The sequence below is a fragment of the Winogradskyella maritima genome, from assembly GCF_042650215.1.
Taxonomy (GTDB): Bacteria; Bacteroidota; Bacteroidia; order Flavobacteriales; family Flavobacteriaceae; genus Winogradskyella; species Winogradskyella maritima.
This window is the reverse complement of the sequence record NZ_JBHSAT010000004.1, coordinates 1,204,486-1,220,263: the sequence shown is the minus strand read 5'-3', so window position 1 is coordinate 1,220,263 and position 15,778 is coordinate 1,204,486. Positions and strand designations below refer to the sequence as shown.

The 15,778-nt window shown below is 37.7% G+C and carries 13 protein-coding genes; 10 read left to right on the top strand and 3 right to left on the bottom strand.

What is annotated here, in order from left to right; translation table 11 throughout:
- The first annotated feature begins 92 nt into the window (after positions 1-92).
- From ACFOSX_RS06550 to ACFOSX_RS06535, 4 genes are read left to right on the top strand one after another with little or no spacing between them, the layout of a single operon-like run.
- Positions 93-2,702, top strand: a complete 2,610-nt coding sequence (locus ACFOSX_RS06550; protein ID WP_386098219.1) for a hypothetical protein — start codon at positions 93-95, stop codon at positions 2,700-2,702.
- 31 nt (positions 2,703-2,733) lie between these two features.
- Positions 2,734-4,230: a hypothetical protein gene (locus ACFOSX_RS06545; protein WP_386098217.1), complete on the top strand. Its 1,497-nt coding sequence runs from the start codon at positions 2,734-2,736 to the stop codon at positions 4,228-4,230.
- 10 nt (positions 4,231-4,240) lie between these two features.
- Positions 4,241-5,224, top strand: coding sequence for a hemagglutinin protein (locus ACFOSX_RS06540; RefSeq protein WP_386098215.1), 984 nt, complete (start codon positions 4,241-4,243; stop codon positions 5,222-5,224).
- A gap of 10 nt (positions 5,225-5,234) precedes the next feature.
- Complete coding sequence (locus ACFOSX_RS06535) at positions 5,235-6,035, top strand: T9SS type A sorting domain-containing protein (protein WP_386098213.1); 801 nt, start codon at positions 5,235-5,237, stop codon at positions 6,033-6,035.
- 147 nt (positions 6,036-6,182) lie between these two features.
- Here the strand turns inward: ACFOSX_RS06535 and ACFOSX_RS06530 are convergent, their stop codons facing one another.
- Complete coding sequence (locus ACFOSX_RS06530; RefSeq protein WP_386098211.1) at positions 6,183-7,028, bottom strand: hypothetical protein; 846 nt, start codon at positions 7,026-7,028, stop codon at positions 6,183-6,185.
- Positions 7,029-7,209: 181 nt separating this feature from the next.
- Between ACFOSX_RS06530 and rpsO the strand changes: the two genes are divergently transcribed.
- The 6 genes from rpsO (at position 7,210) to rpe (ending at position 13,384) form a co-directional block, all read left to right on the top strand.
- Entirely contained in the window at positions 7,210-7,479 is a 270-nt protein-coding gene (gene rpsO / locus ACFOSX_RS06525) for a 30S ribosomal protein S15 (RefSeq protein WP_386098209.1), read from the top strand.
- A gap of 269 nt (positions 7,480-7,748) precedes the next feature.
- Positions 7,749-10,016 carry a polyribonucleotide nucleotidyltransferase gene (locus ACFOSX_RS06520; protein ID WP_386098207.1) on the top strand — a complete coding sequence of 756 codons (2,268 nt, stop codon included), beginning with the start codon at positions 7,749-7,751 and terminating at the stop codon, positions 10,014-10,016.
- 94 nt (positions 10,017-10,110) lie between these two features.
- Complete coding sequence (locus ACFOSX_RS06515; protein ID WP_386098205.1) at positions 10,111-11,139, top strand: hypothetical protein; 1,029 nt, start codon at positions 10,111-10,113, stop codon at positions 11,137-11,139.
- Between the two features lie 48 nt (positions 11,140-11,187).
- Positions 11,188-11,562, top strand: a complete 375-nt coding sequence (locus tag ACFOSX_RS06510) for a hypothetical protein (RefSeq protein WP_386098203.1) — start codon at positions 11,188-11,190, stop codon at positions 11,560-11,562.
- Between the two features lie 96 nt (positions 11,563-11,658).
- A complete protein-coding gene (locus ACFOSX_RS06505) occupies positions 11,659-12,522 on the top strand; it encodes a sigma-70 family RNA polymerase sigma factor (RefSeq protein WP_008270568.1) in 864 nt (287 codons plus the stop codon).
- Positions 12,523-12,721: 199 nt separating this feature from the next.
- Entirely contained in the window at positions 12,722-13,384 is a 663-nt protein-coding gene (gene rpe, locus ACFOSX_RS06500; RefSeq protein WP_386098201.1) for a ribulose-phosphate 3-epimerase, read from the top strand.
- Here rpe and wecB read toward each other — a convergent pair.
- Together wecB and ACFOSX_RS06490 are read right to left on the bottom strand one after the other, a co-directional pair.
- A complete protein-coding gene (gene wecB / locus ACFOSX_RS06495; protein ID WP_386098199.1) occupies positions 13,381-14,475 on the bottom strand; it encodes a non-hydrolyzing UDP-N-acetylglucosamine 2-epimerase in 1,095 nt (364 codons plus the stop codon). The genes rpe and wecB overlap by 4 nt on opposite strands.
- Positions 14,476-14,523: 48 nt before the next feature.
- On the bottom strand, positions 14,524-15,402 hold the full coding sequence (locus tag ACFOSX_RS06490) for a zinc-dependent peptidase (RefSeq protein ID WP_386098197.1): 879 nt from the start codon (positions 15,400-15,402) through the stop codon (positions 14,524-14,526).
- Positions 15,403-15,778 lie beyond the last annotated feature (376 nt).

The following is a 15,778-nucleotide window of genomic DNA, read 5'->3' as shown; positions in this document are numbered from 1 at the left end:
AAAGTGCTATTAATCAGTTGAGTTAGCAAAAGCCTTGTTGTGAGGCTTTGCTGACTTGCCTTTAATGAATTCATAACACATCTTTAGTTACAATGTCTTCTCTATTCAAAAACCATCTTTTCAAGATAACAGTATTACTTATAATCGCAGGCTTATCTGAAGCTTTTGCCCAACAAAGTGGTTTTAACTACAAGGCAATTATCAAGGATGACATGGGTAATGTGGTTTCTAATCAGAATGTAAGCGTCCAATTTATAATATTCGAAGATAATTTACTGAGATATCAAGAGTTACACCAAATAACAACAGATACTAACGGAATCGTTACTCTGACTATTGGGTCTGGAACTCCAATACAAGGGAATTTATCAATAATTGATTGGACAACACAAAATCACAACCTAAATACCAAAATAGATATTGGTAATGGGTTAGAAGATTTGGGTACTATCCCATTTCAAACCGTGCCCTATGCCAATTACGCAATAACTGCACAAACCGCCAATAATGTCTCTGGCCTAGAGATTTTAGATGAAGGTAACGGTATAGGTTGGCGTTTAATTGGTAGAAATCCTGATTTTTATGGTAATATTGGTTCAGATGCGATAGATTTAAGTTATTCTACAGGCACTAGTTCACAACATGGCGCCTTAGGAGCTAAAAGTTTTTCCACTGGAAGAAATACTTCAGCAATTGGTGCAAATGCTACAGCAATGGGAGCATTTACTACCGCTTCAGGATTAAGCTCTGTAGCCATTGGAAATGGTGTTTCAGCTTCGGGTAATTTTTCGTCAGTATTTGGAATAAATAATAATGCTTCAGGAACAGGTTCTACTGCTTTTGGTTCAGAAAATAGTGCCACTGGCATTTATTCTACTGCCATGGGATTCACGACTTATGCAGATGCCTCCTTTGTAACCGTAACTGGTCGTTTCAATATAGGTGGTGGAATTAGTAGCGGGTGGACAAGTACAGATCCTTTATTTGAAATAGGCAATGGCGATGACATCGATAACCGTTCCAATGCCCTAACAGTTCTAAAAAATGGTACTATTACGGCTCCAAGCTTTGAAATTGATGAAATTACAGACGCTAAAGCCTTAATTACAAAAGAATACCTAGAAGCTAATTCAGGTGCTACAGCTACCGGATTAGAAGCTTTAGACGAAGGTGCTGGTCAAGGTTGGCGATTGATTGGACAAAACTCAGATCATTATGCCAACATTGGGTTGGGGGCTATAGATCTCAGCGGAACTAATAATTCTAGTGATGGAAATTCTGGTGCCTCAGGGGAATATGCCCTAAGTTCTGGTCTTAATACTAAAGCATCGGGGTTTGTGTCCTTATCCTCTGGTCTCAGCACCGAAGCTTTGGGGAATTACACCAGTACATTCGGAGCGTTTACAAAAGCAGAAGCAACAATATCAACTGCTTTTGGACGCTTTAATGTTGGCGGTGGTAATCTAACAACCTGGGATCCAACAGACCCTTTATTTGAAATTGGTAACGGATCAGCAGATAATGCCAGATCTAATGCGCTTACAGTATATAAAAACGGAATTGTAAATATTAATGACGCTTATGATTTACCTCATAACGATGGTATTGCAGGCCAAGTGTTAACCGCCGTGGGTGATGGAACTACCGTATGGTTTCCTATTACAAGCGACAATTCTACCGGTTTAGAAGCCATTAATGAAGGAAATGGTATCGGGTGGCGATTTAAAGACAAAAATCCAGCCAACTATGGAAATATTGGTGCAAATGCAGTTGATCTTAGTGAAAGCAATAGTAGTTCTAGCACTAATGGAGCAACGGGTATTAGCGCTATTAGTACAGGATTTAACACCACAGCTAGCGGTAATTATTCTACCGCAATGGGGTTCAATAGTAGTGCAACGAATATTTATGCAATGGCTATTGGAAATGAAGCTTCAGCAACAGGAGATAATTCTATTGCTTTAGGCCGATTGACTGTAGCCTCTGGAGGATCTGCCGTGGCATTAGGCAGTCAAACCACGGCCTCCAATATCGGAGCAACAGCAATGGGAAGCGCTACAGTAGCTTCTGGGCGCAGTGCTACAGCCACAGGCCGTTTTACCCGAGCACAAGCCTATAGTGGTGTTGCTATTGGTAGATATAACAATGGTAATGGCAATTCCGGAAGCTGGGTTGACTCTGACCCAATATTCGAAATAGGAAATGGTTCGGCTGATAATAATCGATCCAATGCACTTACAGTATATAAAAATGGAGCTGTTAACTTTAATGATGCTTATACCTTGCCACGAACCAATGGTTCAACAGGACAAGTGCTGACTGCCCAAGCCGATGGAAATGTAGAATGGACCTCTATTAATAATGATATACCTACACTTATTGATGTCACAACTTATGGTATCTCCTATTCTCCCTATGTCTCAACAGGTTTTGAAGGTCCCCGCTATTACATCGATAAAAATAAAGTACATATTGAAGGCTATATGCGAAAGGATTTCGGGACTGGTGGAATAAGCCAAGGTAATATGTTATTTGTATTACCAACTGGTTACCGGCCGTTGAACAAGCACATGTTTATATGTCCACAAGTAGCTGGCACAAACCTAACAGTTAGTGTAAATCCTGATGGCACCGTAGTTGCTGAAGAGGACTCTAGCAATCAATTTATTGCACTCAATAGCATCTCGTTTCGAATAGATTAAATACATATCACAAATTGCAATACTTATAATAATGAAAACACTTTACAATTATCTTCAAAAAATAACACTCGTTTTTGCACTATCAAGCTTCTCGTTTTTAATTGGGCAAAATTGCATCAACTACAAGTCTCAAATCAAAAACAGTTTAGGCAATGCTGTAGCCAATCAGAATATAAATCTTAGACTTAATATTCTAATTGATAACAATGCTAGTGGCGTTTTAGTGTACAGAGAAACACATGCTATCACAACAGACGCAAATGGTATAGCAATTGTTTGCATTGGAGAAGGAACACCAGATTTAGGCGCTTTTAGTCCAATTGAATGGGATAGATATCCGCATTTATTAAAAGTTGAAGTTGACTTAGGTTCTGGATTTGTTGATTTAGGAAATACTCCATTTAATGCCGTACCAATTGCCTTAAATGTTAATGGATTAGAAAAAGTATATGGCGATAATACCACAGGATGGCGACTAAAAGGTAAAGATCCTGACAATTACGTATGGACTGGTGACAATGCCGTTGACCTGAGTACAAGCTTCACAAATGCGCAACCCTTTGGAGCTTCTGGACAATTTGCTTTCGTTGCTGGACTTCAAAATTTGGCTTCTGGTGACAATTCTTTTGCAATGGGAAATCTTACAATAGCTAGTGGAAACAATTCATTTTCCATGGGAACCAGTACTGAAGCTTCAGGAATTAGCTCAGTTGCAATAGGGTCTGGTACAACAGCATCAGGTATCAGTTCGGTAGCCATGGGATCTAATACCACCGCCTCTGGAATTAGTGCCATGGCAATTGGTGGTGGTAGTCAAGCCACAGGAAATTCAGCAGTTGCCTTTGGAGCTTCTACAGTAGCTTCAGGATCTGGTTCAACGGCAACTGGTGTCGGTACGCTAGCATCCGGAAATTCATCGTTTGCCACAGGCTCTTCAACTAAAGCAGAAGCTTTTGGCAATACTGCTGTAGGACGATTTAATAATGGCGGTGGCACGTCAAACCAATGGATTTTATCTGATCCCTTATTTGAAATTGGGAATGGGACAAGTAACAACGATAGAAGTAACGCATTAACTGTTTATAAAAATGGGACGCTAAACATAAATGACTCCTATAACCTTCCAAACACAGATGGTTCTGAAAATCAAGTTTTAACCGCAAAAGGTAATGGTACTGTAATTTGGCAAAGCGTTAATAGTGTAGTGACTCCATTGGACATAAATAACTATGATGCAAATTATAATGCGTTCGGTGCACCTTATCAAAAACCAAGATACTTCATTGAAAACAATCGTGTTCATCTTGAAGGTCTCGTAAGGCGCAACGCTGGAGCCGTATCTGCAGGAGATGTCCTCTTTACACTACCTGTTGGATATAGACCTAATCTTATAGTGATTGCCTTGGCAACTCAGACTGGCTCCAGTACTGTTAGAGTGGATATCAATCCCGATGGCTCTGTAGTTGCTTTTGACAATACTGCTTTGAATTATCTGTCCTTAAACGGAATCACCTTTAGAATAGATTAAAAAATATACTATGAAATTGACATCTAATTTATTTACACTAATTCTCTTTGGCGTTGCTCTCAATGCGCAAACACTAGAAAAGTCAAGTATAGATTCTGGTGGGTCTTCCACTAACGCATCTGGTATTGCAATCGTCTATACTATTGGAGAAGTAGCGGTACAAGAAAGTTCTACTGGAGGTGTCTCCAGATCTGAAGGATTTATAGGGGAAGCACCTAAACTTAACCTTTCTGCAAAAGTCTATTTACAAGGCCCACTATTAAATCCAGATACACCAACACTAATGAATGATAACCTTAGAAGCTTAGGCTTAATTCCTACAACAAGTCCATATTCTGATAATGCAACTTGCGAAGCCACTGTATTTAATACTACTGGCAATGGAGCTATTGTAGATTGGGTATGGTTAACCTTACGTTCTAAGGATAATACAAGTAGTCTAATAAATGGTCGTTCGGCATTACTTAGACGAGACGGCAGTATCGTAGATGTTGATGGCGTCACGCCTATAAGTTTACGCGCCTATCAAAACACCTATTATTTGGCTATAGAACATCGCAACCATTTGGGCGTTATGAACGAATCACCTATGCAATTCAGTTCCACATCGATAACAAATTTTGATACAACGAATCCTTCGTTTAGCACATTTGGCACTAATGCCGTGACTACACTTCCTAATCTAATGGGGTCCAACGCGCTTTGGGCGGGCGATGTCAATTCTAATGGACAAATACGTTATTTAGGTCCTGGGAATGATACTAACACAATTAAGGACGCCGTCTTAGCAAATAGTAGTAATGCCACAAGCAGTAATTTTTTTCCCTTTTCAGCGTATAGCAACGCTGATATAAACATGAATGGTCAAGTACGCTACTTAGGTCCTGGTAATGACACCAATATTCTTAAAGATATTATTTTAGGTCACCCTAGCAATGGAACGACTTCAAATTTTTTCCCTTTCATATCACAAATTCCAAACATTAACCAATAATTATTCAATTATGAAAAACATTTACTCCCTTCTTTTTATTCTACTTTGTCTCACAACAGGTAAAGCACAAACATTTGATTTTAGCATCAGCTTTATAGGTGTTAATTCTAATACCAATAACTATCAGTTTGCTTTGGTTGCCACACCAAGCGCTACAATAACAGATGGTAATACAGCAGATATGGGTGCAGGGTTCTATATTCCCCTTGGTCTAACTATTGGTAATTTTGAAACTGGTAACTCTAATATTCCTGCGAGTGAGTGGTCAACGCAAGACTTAGGATCAAGTAATTCTAGCGGAGATCCTTATTTTATTTCTAGAGTTGAAGCGGGCTCCTCAAGTATTTTATTAAATGGTGACGGCCCTTTTGAATTAGTCTTGTTTGATGTAATAGCCAATCCAAATCCAACGACTGGTGATATTACTTTCGTAGAAAATGGAGATCCTGTATTCAATGAACTCTTATTTATTGAAAACTACATGAATATTAATCTAGGAGCAGGAACAATAAATGCCTATAATCAAAATGAACCAACTGCAAATTCAATAGCTTTTAATTCATTAACCGTTTCAGATTTAAAAATTGAAAAGGCGACTCTAGAATTGTATCCAAATCCAACAAAGGATTATCTCAATATAAATTCTTCATTTGCTATAGACGCCGTTGAAATTTTTAATGTATCTGGTCAGAGTGTTCTACAAACAACCCAGTTTAATAATATTAAAGTTCAATCCTTTCAGAAAGGGATTTATTTCGCAAGAATAAATATGAATGGAGAATCTATTACTAAGAAATTTGTAGTATATTAAAGATTAAATTAGATGAGCGAGAAAAAATGGATGAGTTTAAATTTATCCTTTTAGATGGAGCATAATAACTCAAAACATAAAACATTGAAAACCTGTCAAGTTTCTATAACCTGACAGGTTTTTTAATTGAATAATGTTGAAAACAGACTAATTCAATGTTATATCAAGCACATTACCATTATTATATGTAAATGTCGCTTGGTTATCACAATCGCCATCACCAAAATCAAACACACCACCAAAGTTAGTGCGGGATACATCAACCGTACCGCTAACAAAATAGGTGCAAATCACTTCGCGTCGTAATGGCTCCATAACTTCGTAACTGTGTGCGTTTCCGTTTCTAAATGTTGAAGTCCAGTTTCCAGTCACTTCAAAAACATTATCGCTAAAAATACCGCTTCCGGCACCTTCCACCCATTCCTTAATCTTGAGACCTTCACGAGACGCTTCTAATCCGCTCGGCCAAATCACAGTTAAATCCAAAGTGTGGGTAAATTGAGGGTTTCCGTTTGCATTAGAGCGTTCTTTCAAAATACTTCGACTTCCGAGAACATTCTTGTTATCGAAATAAAAGTCAATCAAATTGTAATTAATTGTCACTTCTTGCGCCTCTGGATCTCTGGTATAGTCTATAACCAGTTGCCCTTTTAGAAGGTGCCCTCGTACCAAGCAACCTTCCGAGCCAAAATCAATCGTCAATTCCCTGAAATTTTGTTGTGCTACCAAAGTAATAGTTACACAGTCTGGCAACGCTGGTGGTTGTGCAGAACGACCAGAGGCGTTAGCGTTATCATTTTCATAGACTTGAATGACCAAATCACTTAATGCACTTTCTACGGCATCAATTTCGGCCGCGCGTTCTAATTCTAACTGACTATCTGCAGTTATTAGCTCTTCTGTAAATTCATTGTCTTTGGTACAGCTCGTAAGCGACAGGCCAAAAATGATCAATCCTAAGTACAATGCCGCTGTAAATTTTAAATGTTTCATGGTTTCTTTGTTTTTTGTTGAACATTATATTGGACGGCAAATATTAAGAAAGGTTTAAAACCGTTTATCGAAAAGCTTAAAACTGTGGTAGTTTGTGGTGTTCAATTCATAAAAAGTCCTATATTTGCCGCTCGAAAGAAAAACTTTCGTGTACATAAAAATCATTTAACTAAATATTGGAATGTATTTAACAAAAGAGAAAAAAGAAGAGATCTTCGCTAAACACGGTAAAGGAAAAGGCGATACCGGTTCTGCTGAAGGACAGATTGCGTTATTTACGCACAGAATTAATCACTTAACGGAGCACTTAAAAAACAATCGTAAAGATTTTAATACAGAGCGCTCTTTGGTAAAATTGGTAGGTAAGCGTCGTTCGCTTTTAGATTACTTAACCAAAAAGGATATCTTAAGATACCGTGCCATCGTTAAGGAATTAGGATTAAGAAAATAATCTCAATACATAGACCACGCTACGGCGTGGTTTTTTGTTATAAAATATACTGCTACAACGTCATTACGAGAAGCGTAGCAACGTGGTAATCTCTTCATAAAGAAACAGATTCCACAGCCACATAAAAAATGTGGCTTCGCAATGACACAAATTAGAAGAAGCTACAAGGTTTTTCATTGGTCACACAACAATCTCTACACAACAACACAACGACCATTGTTTAACAGTACTGACGATGCTTTGCATGTCAGCACTATATTAAAAATTTTATGATTCCAAAGACTTACAAAGAGGTCATTGACCTTGGTGACGGTAGGGAAATTTCTATCGAAACCGGAAAACTAGCCAAGCAGGCACACGGAAGTGTTGTTGTGCAATCTGGCAAATGTATGCTATTGTGTACCGTAGTATCTAACTACCATGCTGCAGATGTAGACTTTTTACCATTAACAGTAGACTACCGTGAAAAATTTGCGGCTGCTGGTCGTTATCCAGGCGGTTTCTTTAAAAGAGAAGCCAGACCAAGTGATGGTGAAGTATTAACCATGCGTTTGGTAGACCGTGTTTTGCGTCCGTTATTCCCAAAGGATTATCACGCTGAAACACAGGTTATGATTCAGTTAATGTCTCATGACGAAGATGTTATGCCAGATGCTATGGCAGGATTAGCCGCTTCTGCAGCGATTCAATTATCAGATTTCCCGTTTGAATGTCCAATATCTGAAGCTAGAGTAGCACGAGTTAACGGTGAGTTTGTTATCAACCCAACTAGAGCACAATTATTAGAGTCTGACATCGATATGATGATTGGAGCCTCTGCTGATTCTGTAATGATGGTTGAAGGTGAAATGGATGAAATTTCTGAAGAAGAAATGGCAGAAGCCATCAAATTTGCTCACGATCACATTAAAATACAATGTGAAGCACAAGTACGTTTGGCTGAAGCTGTTGGTAAAAAAGAAGTTCGCGAGTACGATCCAGAACGTTCTGATGAGGACTTGGCTAAGAAAATTCATGATATGGTTTACGATAAAACGTATGCCATCGCAAAAGCTGGTTCTGCCAAACATGAACGTGGCGCAGCATTCAGTGAAATTAAAGAAGAAGTTTTCAATGCGTTCTCTGAAGAAGAGCAAGCAGATTTAGGAAAACTGATTCATAAATACGTAGCTAAGGCTCAAAAAGAAGCAATTCGTAATTTAACCTTAGATGAAGGTTTACGTTTAGACGGTCGTAAGACTACGGATATTAGACCTATTTGGTGTGAGGTAGATTACTTACCTTCAACACATGGTTCTTCTCTATTTACACGAGGTGAAACTCAAGCTTTAGCAACCGTAACATTAGGTACCTCTAGAGATGCTAACCAAATAGACATGCCATCTCACGAAGGTGAAGAGCGCTTCTATTTACACTATAACTTCCCTCCGTTTTGTACAGGTGAAGCCAGACCAATTCGTGGAACATCTCGTCGTGAAGTAGGACATGGTAACTTAGCGCAACGTGCTTTAAAAGGTATGGTGCCAGAAGATTGCCCTTACACAGTACGTATTGTTTCAGAAGTATTAGAATCTAATGGTTCGTCTTCTATGGCAACGGTTTGTGCTGGTACAATGGCTATGATGGATGCTGGTGTACAAATGAAAAAACCAGTTTCTGGTATTGCCATGGGATTAATCTCTGACGCAGATTCAGGAAAGTACGCTGTATTGTCTGATATCCTTGGTGACGAAGATCACTTAGGTGATATGGACTTTAAAGTAACAGGTACTGCTGATGGTATTACGGCCTGCCAGATGGATATTAAAGTAAAAGGATTGTCTTACGAAATCTTAGTAAATGCTTTAAAGCAAGCTAGAGACGGACGTTTACACATTCTTGAAAAACTTACTGATACCATTGCACAGCCAAACCCAGAAGTTAAGGAGCACGCACCGACTATGGTAACACGTCGTATTCCTAATGAATTCATTGGTGCTTTAATTGGTCCAGGTGGTAAAGTGATTCAGGAATTACAGAAAGAAACAGATACCACTATCGTAATTAACGAAGACCCAGTTACAGAAGAAGGTGTTGTGGAAATTCTAGGAGTTGGTAGTACAGGAATTGATGCCGTAATGGCTAAGATTGATTCCTTATTATTCAAACCTGAAGTTGGAAGCGTTTACGAAGTTAAAGTCATTAAGATGTTAGATTTCGGTGCCGTTGTAGAGTATATGGACGCACCAGGAAACGAAGTTTTATTACACGTAAGTGAATTAGCTTGGGAACGAACGGAAAACGTATCAGACGTTGTCAATATGGGTGATGTATTTGATGTAAAGTACTTCGGAATAGACCCTAGAACACGTAAGGAAAAAGTGTCTCGTAAAGCTATTTTACCAAAACCTGAAGGTTATGTTGCAAGACCACCTAGGGATAACAATAGAAGTGGCGGACGTGATAACCGAGGACGTGACAATCGAGGACGTGATAACCGTAACCGCGATAATCGTAGAGACGATAGAACACCACGGGAAGAGAATAAGGAGGATTAATTCTTTATAATGATTTTAACCTTTACCCGATTCATAATCTGATTCGGGTTTTTTATGGCATGCTTTTTGATAATTAATAACAAACCAATCAACTATGAAAAATACATTTAAATTATTTTCCGTACTTTATGTCTTAACTTTATTTTCTTGCAATGTTGAACCTTTAGATAGCTTAGTGGCCCAAGAGGACGATGTCATAAAGGTAGAATCTCGATTGTTTAATTTAATTGAGCGTGTTGCTAAGGATGAAAATTCGGAAAATGCAATTTCTTGTTTAGAATTCATATATCCATTTACTCTTTTTAGGTACGATGCTACTCTTTTATTGCAAGAAAATTATGTTATTACAAATGATGAGCAATTTGTAGATGTTCTATCCTCTCTTTTAGAGAATGAGTCAATAAGTTTAAGCTTGCCTTTAAATATTAGAATTGACAATGGCCAATCAATTGTTGTATATACTTATAAGGATTTAAATGACCGAATAACGGCATGTTTAAATGAAGATATTATAGAGTATTGCAAAGCGAATTTACCTTCTCAAAACTGCATTTGGAATGTAGAGAATAATGAAACTTACGACGGTTCATTCTTCGTTTTTACCAATGATGGTGGTGTAACTTACTACTACAATGAAATGACATATTTGGGCAATTGGACTGTTTATTTAATGAATAATCAAGTTCATCTTAACATTAATCTACAAGATAATTCTGACGTCTCTACTTTCTGGAATTTTGATTGGATGATTTCTATTGAAAATAATAATAGTTTTACTTTAGAAAATACCAACAGCACCTTAAACCTTCTAAAAGAATGTTATGATGAGTGCTCAACTTCTGAAATACCAATTTGTACAACCGAAAATCTTAATCCAACTGTAAATTTAGCATTATTTAATGCGTGTATATTGTTTCAAAATGGAATTTTTGATAATACCAATTACACTATAACTTATCATCTAAATGAGGAGTATGCTAACCAAAATGTAAATGCAATTAGTTTCAATTTAGAATTAAATTTAGAATCCACTATTATATTCTATCGTATTGAAAACTCTATAAATGATGAGATTATAGTAAATAGTATTTCATTTAACAAAGAGTATGATTGTGAATTGTAAGTCCGCAAAATTTGCAATTCCGCTTTATTTTTCGTAGTTTATTAGACTATGATACAACAAGATAAAGACAACTACAAAAACGAATTAAACGATTCCATTACCTATTTAGAGAACTTAGGTTACGAAAACATCAAAGCCGATATCGACGGATTTGAAACGCCGAAATCTTACTTAAAAAAAGGTAGTAACATTGCTGTGACTCCAGATATTGTAGCTGAGAAGGAAGGGCGTAAATATCTTTTCGATTTAAGTTTAAAAACGGTAAAACCACGGTTATTAAAATCCAAATGGTTATTCTTAAATACCTTGAGCCAATTAAAATCCTATAGATTTAGGCTAATTACAAAGCGCGGACACTACAAGTTCTCAAATGATATTACGGACGCTATCAATCTAGATACCGTTAAAATCATTAAACTGTAAATTATTTTCACATTTATTGTAACAAAAAAGGGTTATCTTACGTATAACTACTTAGCACTACTATAGTGCTCATTCTAAAAAAAGACTATATAGTAGATGAGACAGCTTAAGATTACAAAGCAGGTAACCAACCGTGAAACCGCATCCTTAGACAAATATCTTCAAGAAATTGGAAAGGTAGATTTAATTACTGCCGATGAGGAAGTGGAATTGGCACAGCGCATTAAAGCGGGTGACCAAATAGCCTTAGAAAAATTGACTAAGGCCAATTTACGTTTCGTGGTATCTGTTGCTAAGCAATATCAAAACCAAGGATTGACCCTACCCGATTTAATTAATGAAGGCAACTTAGGATTAATCAAAGCCGCACAGCGTTTTGATGAAACCCGTGGTTTTAAATTTATTTCTTACGCCGTATGGTGGATTAGACAATCTATTTTACAGGCACTAGCGGAACAATCCCGTATTGTACGTTTGCCTTTGAATAAAATTGGGTCTATCAATAAAATCAATAAGACCTTTGCCTTTTTAGAGCAAAGTCATGAGCGTCCACCGTCAGCAGAAGAAATTGCGAAGGAATTGGATATGACTATCAATGACGTTAAGGAATCAATGAAGAATTCTGGTCGTCACGTCTCCATGGATGCACCATTGGTTGAAGGTGAAGATTCTAACCTTTACGATGTATTGCGTTCTGGTGAATCGCCAAATCCTGATAGAGATTTGTTACACGAATCTTTAAGAACGGAAATTGAGCGTGCGCTAGAAACATTAACGCCTCGTGAAGCAGATGTAATTCGATTATATTTTGGACTTGGAAATCAACACCCAATGACGCTTGAAGAGATTGGAGAAACCTTCGATTTAACCCGTGAGCGTGTTAGACAAATTAAAGAAAAAGCAATTAGACGATTAAAACATACGTCTCGTAGTAAAATATTAAAGACATATTTAGGATAATAGTTATATTACGACTAAATAAACGCAACAACAGTTACAAAACATAACTGTTCGTTTTTTGATTGATGAAAGAACCCCCGGCTGATTACCGGGGGTTCACTTTTTATAGCCCATCTTCCGTCTTCCCGAAGGGAAGAAACTTCTTTTTTTAATTACTTTTGCTGAAACTAAAAACACAACACTTAATTCTTCATTAAAAATGGCTTCAAATTTAATTGCGCCGTCGATGTTGGCTGCAGACTTCGGAAATCTTCAACGTGATGTAGAAATGGTCAATAACAGTGAAGCCGACTGGTTTCATATCGATGTTATGGATGGGCATTTTGTTCCGAATATCTCATACGGTATGCCAGTTATTTCGGCCATGAAAAAGCATGCAACTAAGCCTTTAGATGTGCACCTAATGATTGAAAAGCCCGAACGTTATATCGAAGAATTTGCCAAGGTCGGTGCTGATATTATTACAGTACATCATGAGTCTACGGTACATTTACATAGAACGTTGACCCAAATTGAAAATGCGGGTTGCAAGGCAGGTGTCGTTCTCAACTTAACAACTCCAGTCTCGGTTTTGGAAGACATTCTTCCGAAATGTTATATGGTTTTGTTAATGTCCATCAACCCAGGCTTTGGGGGCCAAAAGTTTGAAGATATGACCTATCAACGCGTCAAAAAACTTCGCAAGATGATTGACGAACAAGGCTTAGATACCTTAATTGAAATCGATGGTGGTGTAACCGATAAAAATATTGCGCAACTTGCCGAAGCAGGGGCTAATGTGTTTGTGGCAGGAAGCCACGTTTTTAAGAGTGAAAACCCAACAGATACTATATCTAATTTGAAGCGCTTGGCGAATAACTAGCCTATTGTTTCAACAATATGTTGGATGATTCTTTCGGCTGTTTTTCCATCCCATAGTGGAATGGGTTCTGCAGTTTTCCAATCGCCACTAAACAACTTTTCCAAATAAGGTTTTAAGTTTTCTGGTTGTGTACCAACGAGTTCGTTTGTGCCGAGGGTAATCGTTTCAGGACGTTCGGTATTGTCGCGTAAGGTCATACAAGGGACATTCATTATGGATGCTTCTTCCGTAATTCCGCCAGAATCTGTAATTACAGCCTTACTGCGCTCAACCAAATAATTGAATTCTAAATAACTTAAAGGTGGTATGTTATGTAATCTTGGATGTGTAATATCCATTCGCTCTAAAATTTGAGCTGTTCTTGGATGCACAGGAAAAACAACAGGTAAATCCTGAGTTTCAGCCATAATTGCATCTATCATGGCTTTTAACTGATGTTCCTCATCAACATTGGCCGGGCGATGCATAGTCAGGACGATGTATTCTTTTTCGTTAAGACCAAGTTCATTCCAAATGTTTGGTTTTTTAAAGCGAGGTCTGTTTTTTAAAAGTGTGTCAATCATGGTGTTCCCTACAAAAAAAATCTGCTGTTCGTCAACACCTTGCTTCAAAAGGTTGTCGTTGGCTAATTCCGAAGTGGTGAAAAAATAGTCGCTAATACTATCGGTAACAATTCGGTTGATTTCTTCAGGCATGGACCAATCGTGCGAACGGATACCGCCTTCAATATGAGCCACCTTTATATTCAGCTTCTTTGCAACCAATGTACAAGCCATGGTTGACGTTACATCACCGACCACAATTACCAAATCACATGGATTTTTTAAAAGGTAATTTTCAAAAGCCAATAGAATAGATGCGGTTTGCTCGGCTTGAGTCCCACCAGAGCAATTTAAATTTGCATCTGGGTCTGGGATATTCAATTCGTCAAAAAAACTACCAGACATGTTGCGGTCGTAGTGTTGTCCGGTATGCACCAATTGATAATCGATAGGAACATCATCTGCTTTTCGACGTTCAATCTCATGAATAATTGGCGCAATCTTCATAAAATTTGGCCTAGCACCAGCAACAATGGTCAGTTTAAACATAAAATGAGTCAGTTGAATTGAATCTCTAAAATAAGTATAATATTGCGTTTAGTATCCTGCAAAATTAAAATTGAGCATTTGCTTTACATAGCCGTAGAGTTTTGGAAATTGCGCCTTAAAATCCCTTGGGGTTTCCATAAAGCATTCAAGAAGAACCGAGAAGAATTCAAACTCATTGGTATACGCATAAGCCCTAAAGTATTTTGAATCTAACAAGGCCTTTCGCTTTTCTTCATCCGAGCGTAAATAGCGTTTTAAGTCCTTATACGTGTCACTAAAAATTATAGAGCTGATATCTCCGTTTTTGAAGCTATTGAAGTGCATGGCGTGACCAAATTCGTGAATGCCCAAATTAAGATTGTCATTACTAATGTCATAGCCGAATTTGAAGTCTTCCCACGAAAAAGCAATAAGCCCCATCCGTGGATTAAACTCTCCCTTGTGAAGCGTTCCACCTTGTTTTGAATAAAATGACTTGGGATACACTAGAATAGTATGAAAAACATCTAACTGATAATTTTTCAAGCCAAAGGTCAGCATTACGGCTGTTGCCCCAATCAATGTTTCGACCTCGGTTGTGATTTCAAAATTGTCTCGTCCAACAAATTCCTTGTTTCTTAAAAAATTTGCCAGTCTGTGCCTAAATATGCGTTTTTGTTTTGTGCTTAATTTTTGATAAAACGAAAACTCCTTCTCGAGAATACGTCGCTTGTCTTGGGAAATCTGTCTTCGGAAAATAATGGAATTCAAAAAAAAAGGTCGTTTGTATTTCTTTGCGAATACCTGTTCAAAATAGATGTAAAACCGACTTAGGACAATCCAACCCATACCAACAAAAAATAAGATAAGAAACACCAAGCGAGTTGTTGGATGCATTTCGGAGATGAGACTTGGGATTGGAATCATAGGTGAAAGATAGATATTCAATTAATTATTTTGAATATCAGATATATAAACGTCGATTAAATAAGTTGAATTGCGCGAGAAAGCTTATTTCTTCGATGCACTGCATTTGTAAATTTGAATGTTCAATTGAAACTAATAGTGGAGGGAGTGAATATTACCGATGTGCTCCAAAGCCTTACGCTCGATGTTTTGGGATTGAGAATAGTTTAAACGAAATAACGCACAAACGAATAGGGTATTTTTGGGATTAAATCCCTTGGATTACAGATCCCTTAGCGCTACGCGCTGAAAATAGAATCCCGTATAAAATGCTTGAGCCAATAGAGTAATTTTGGGATTGAATCCAAAGGATTCATCCCTCAAAGCTCCGCTTTGAAAATAGTTCAAACGAAAAAAC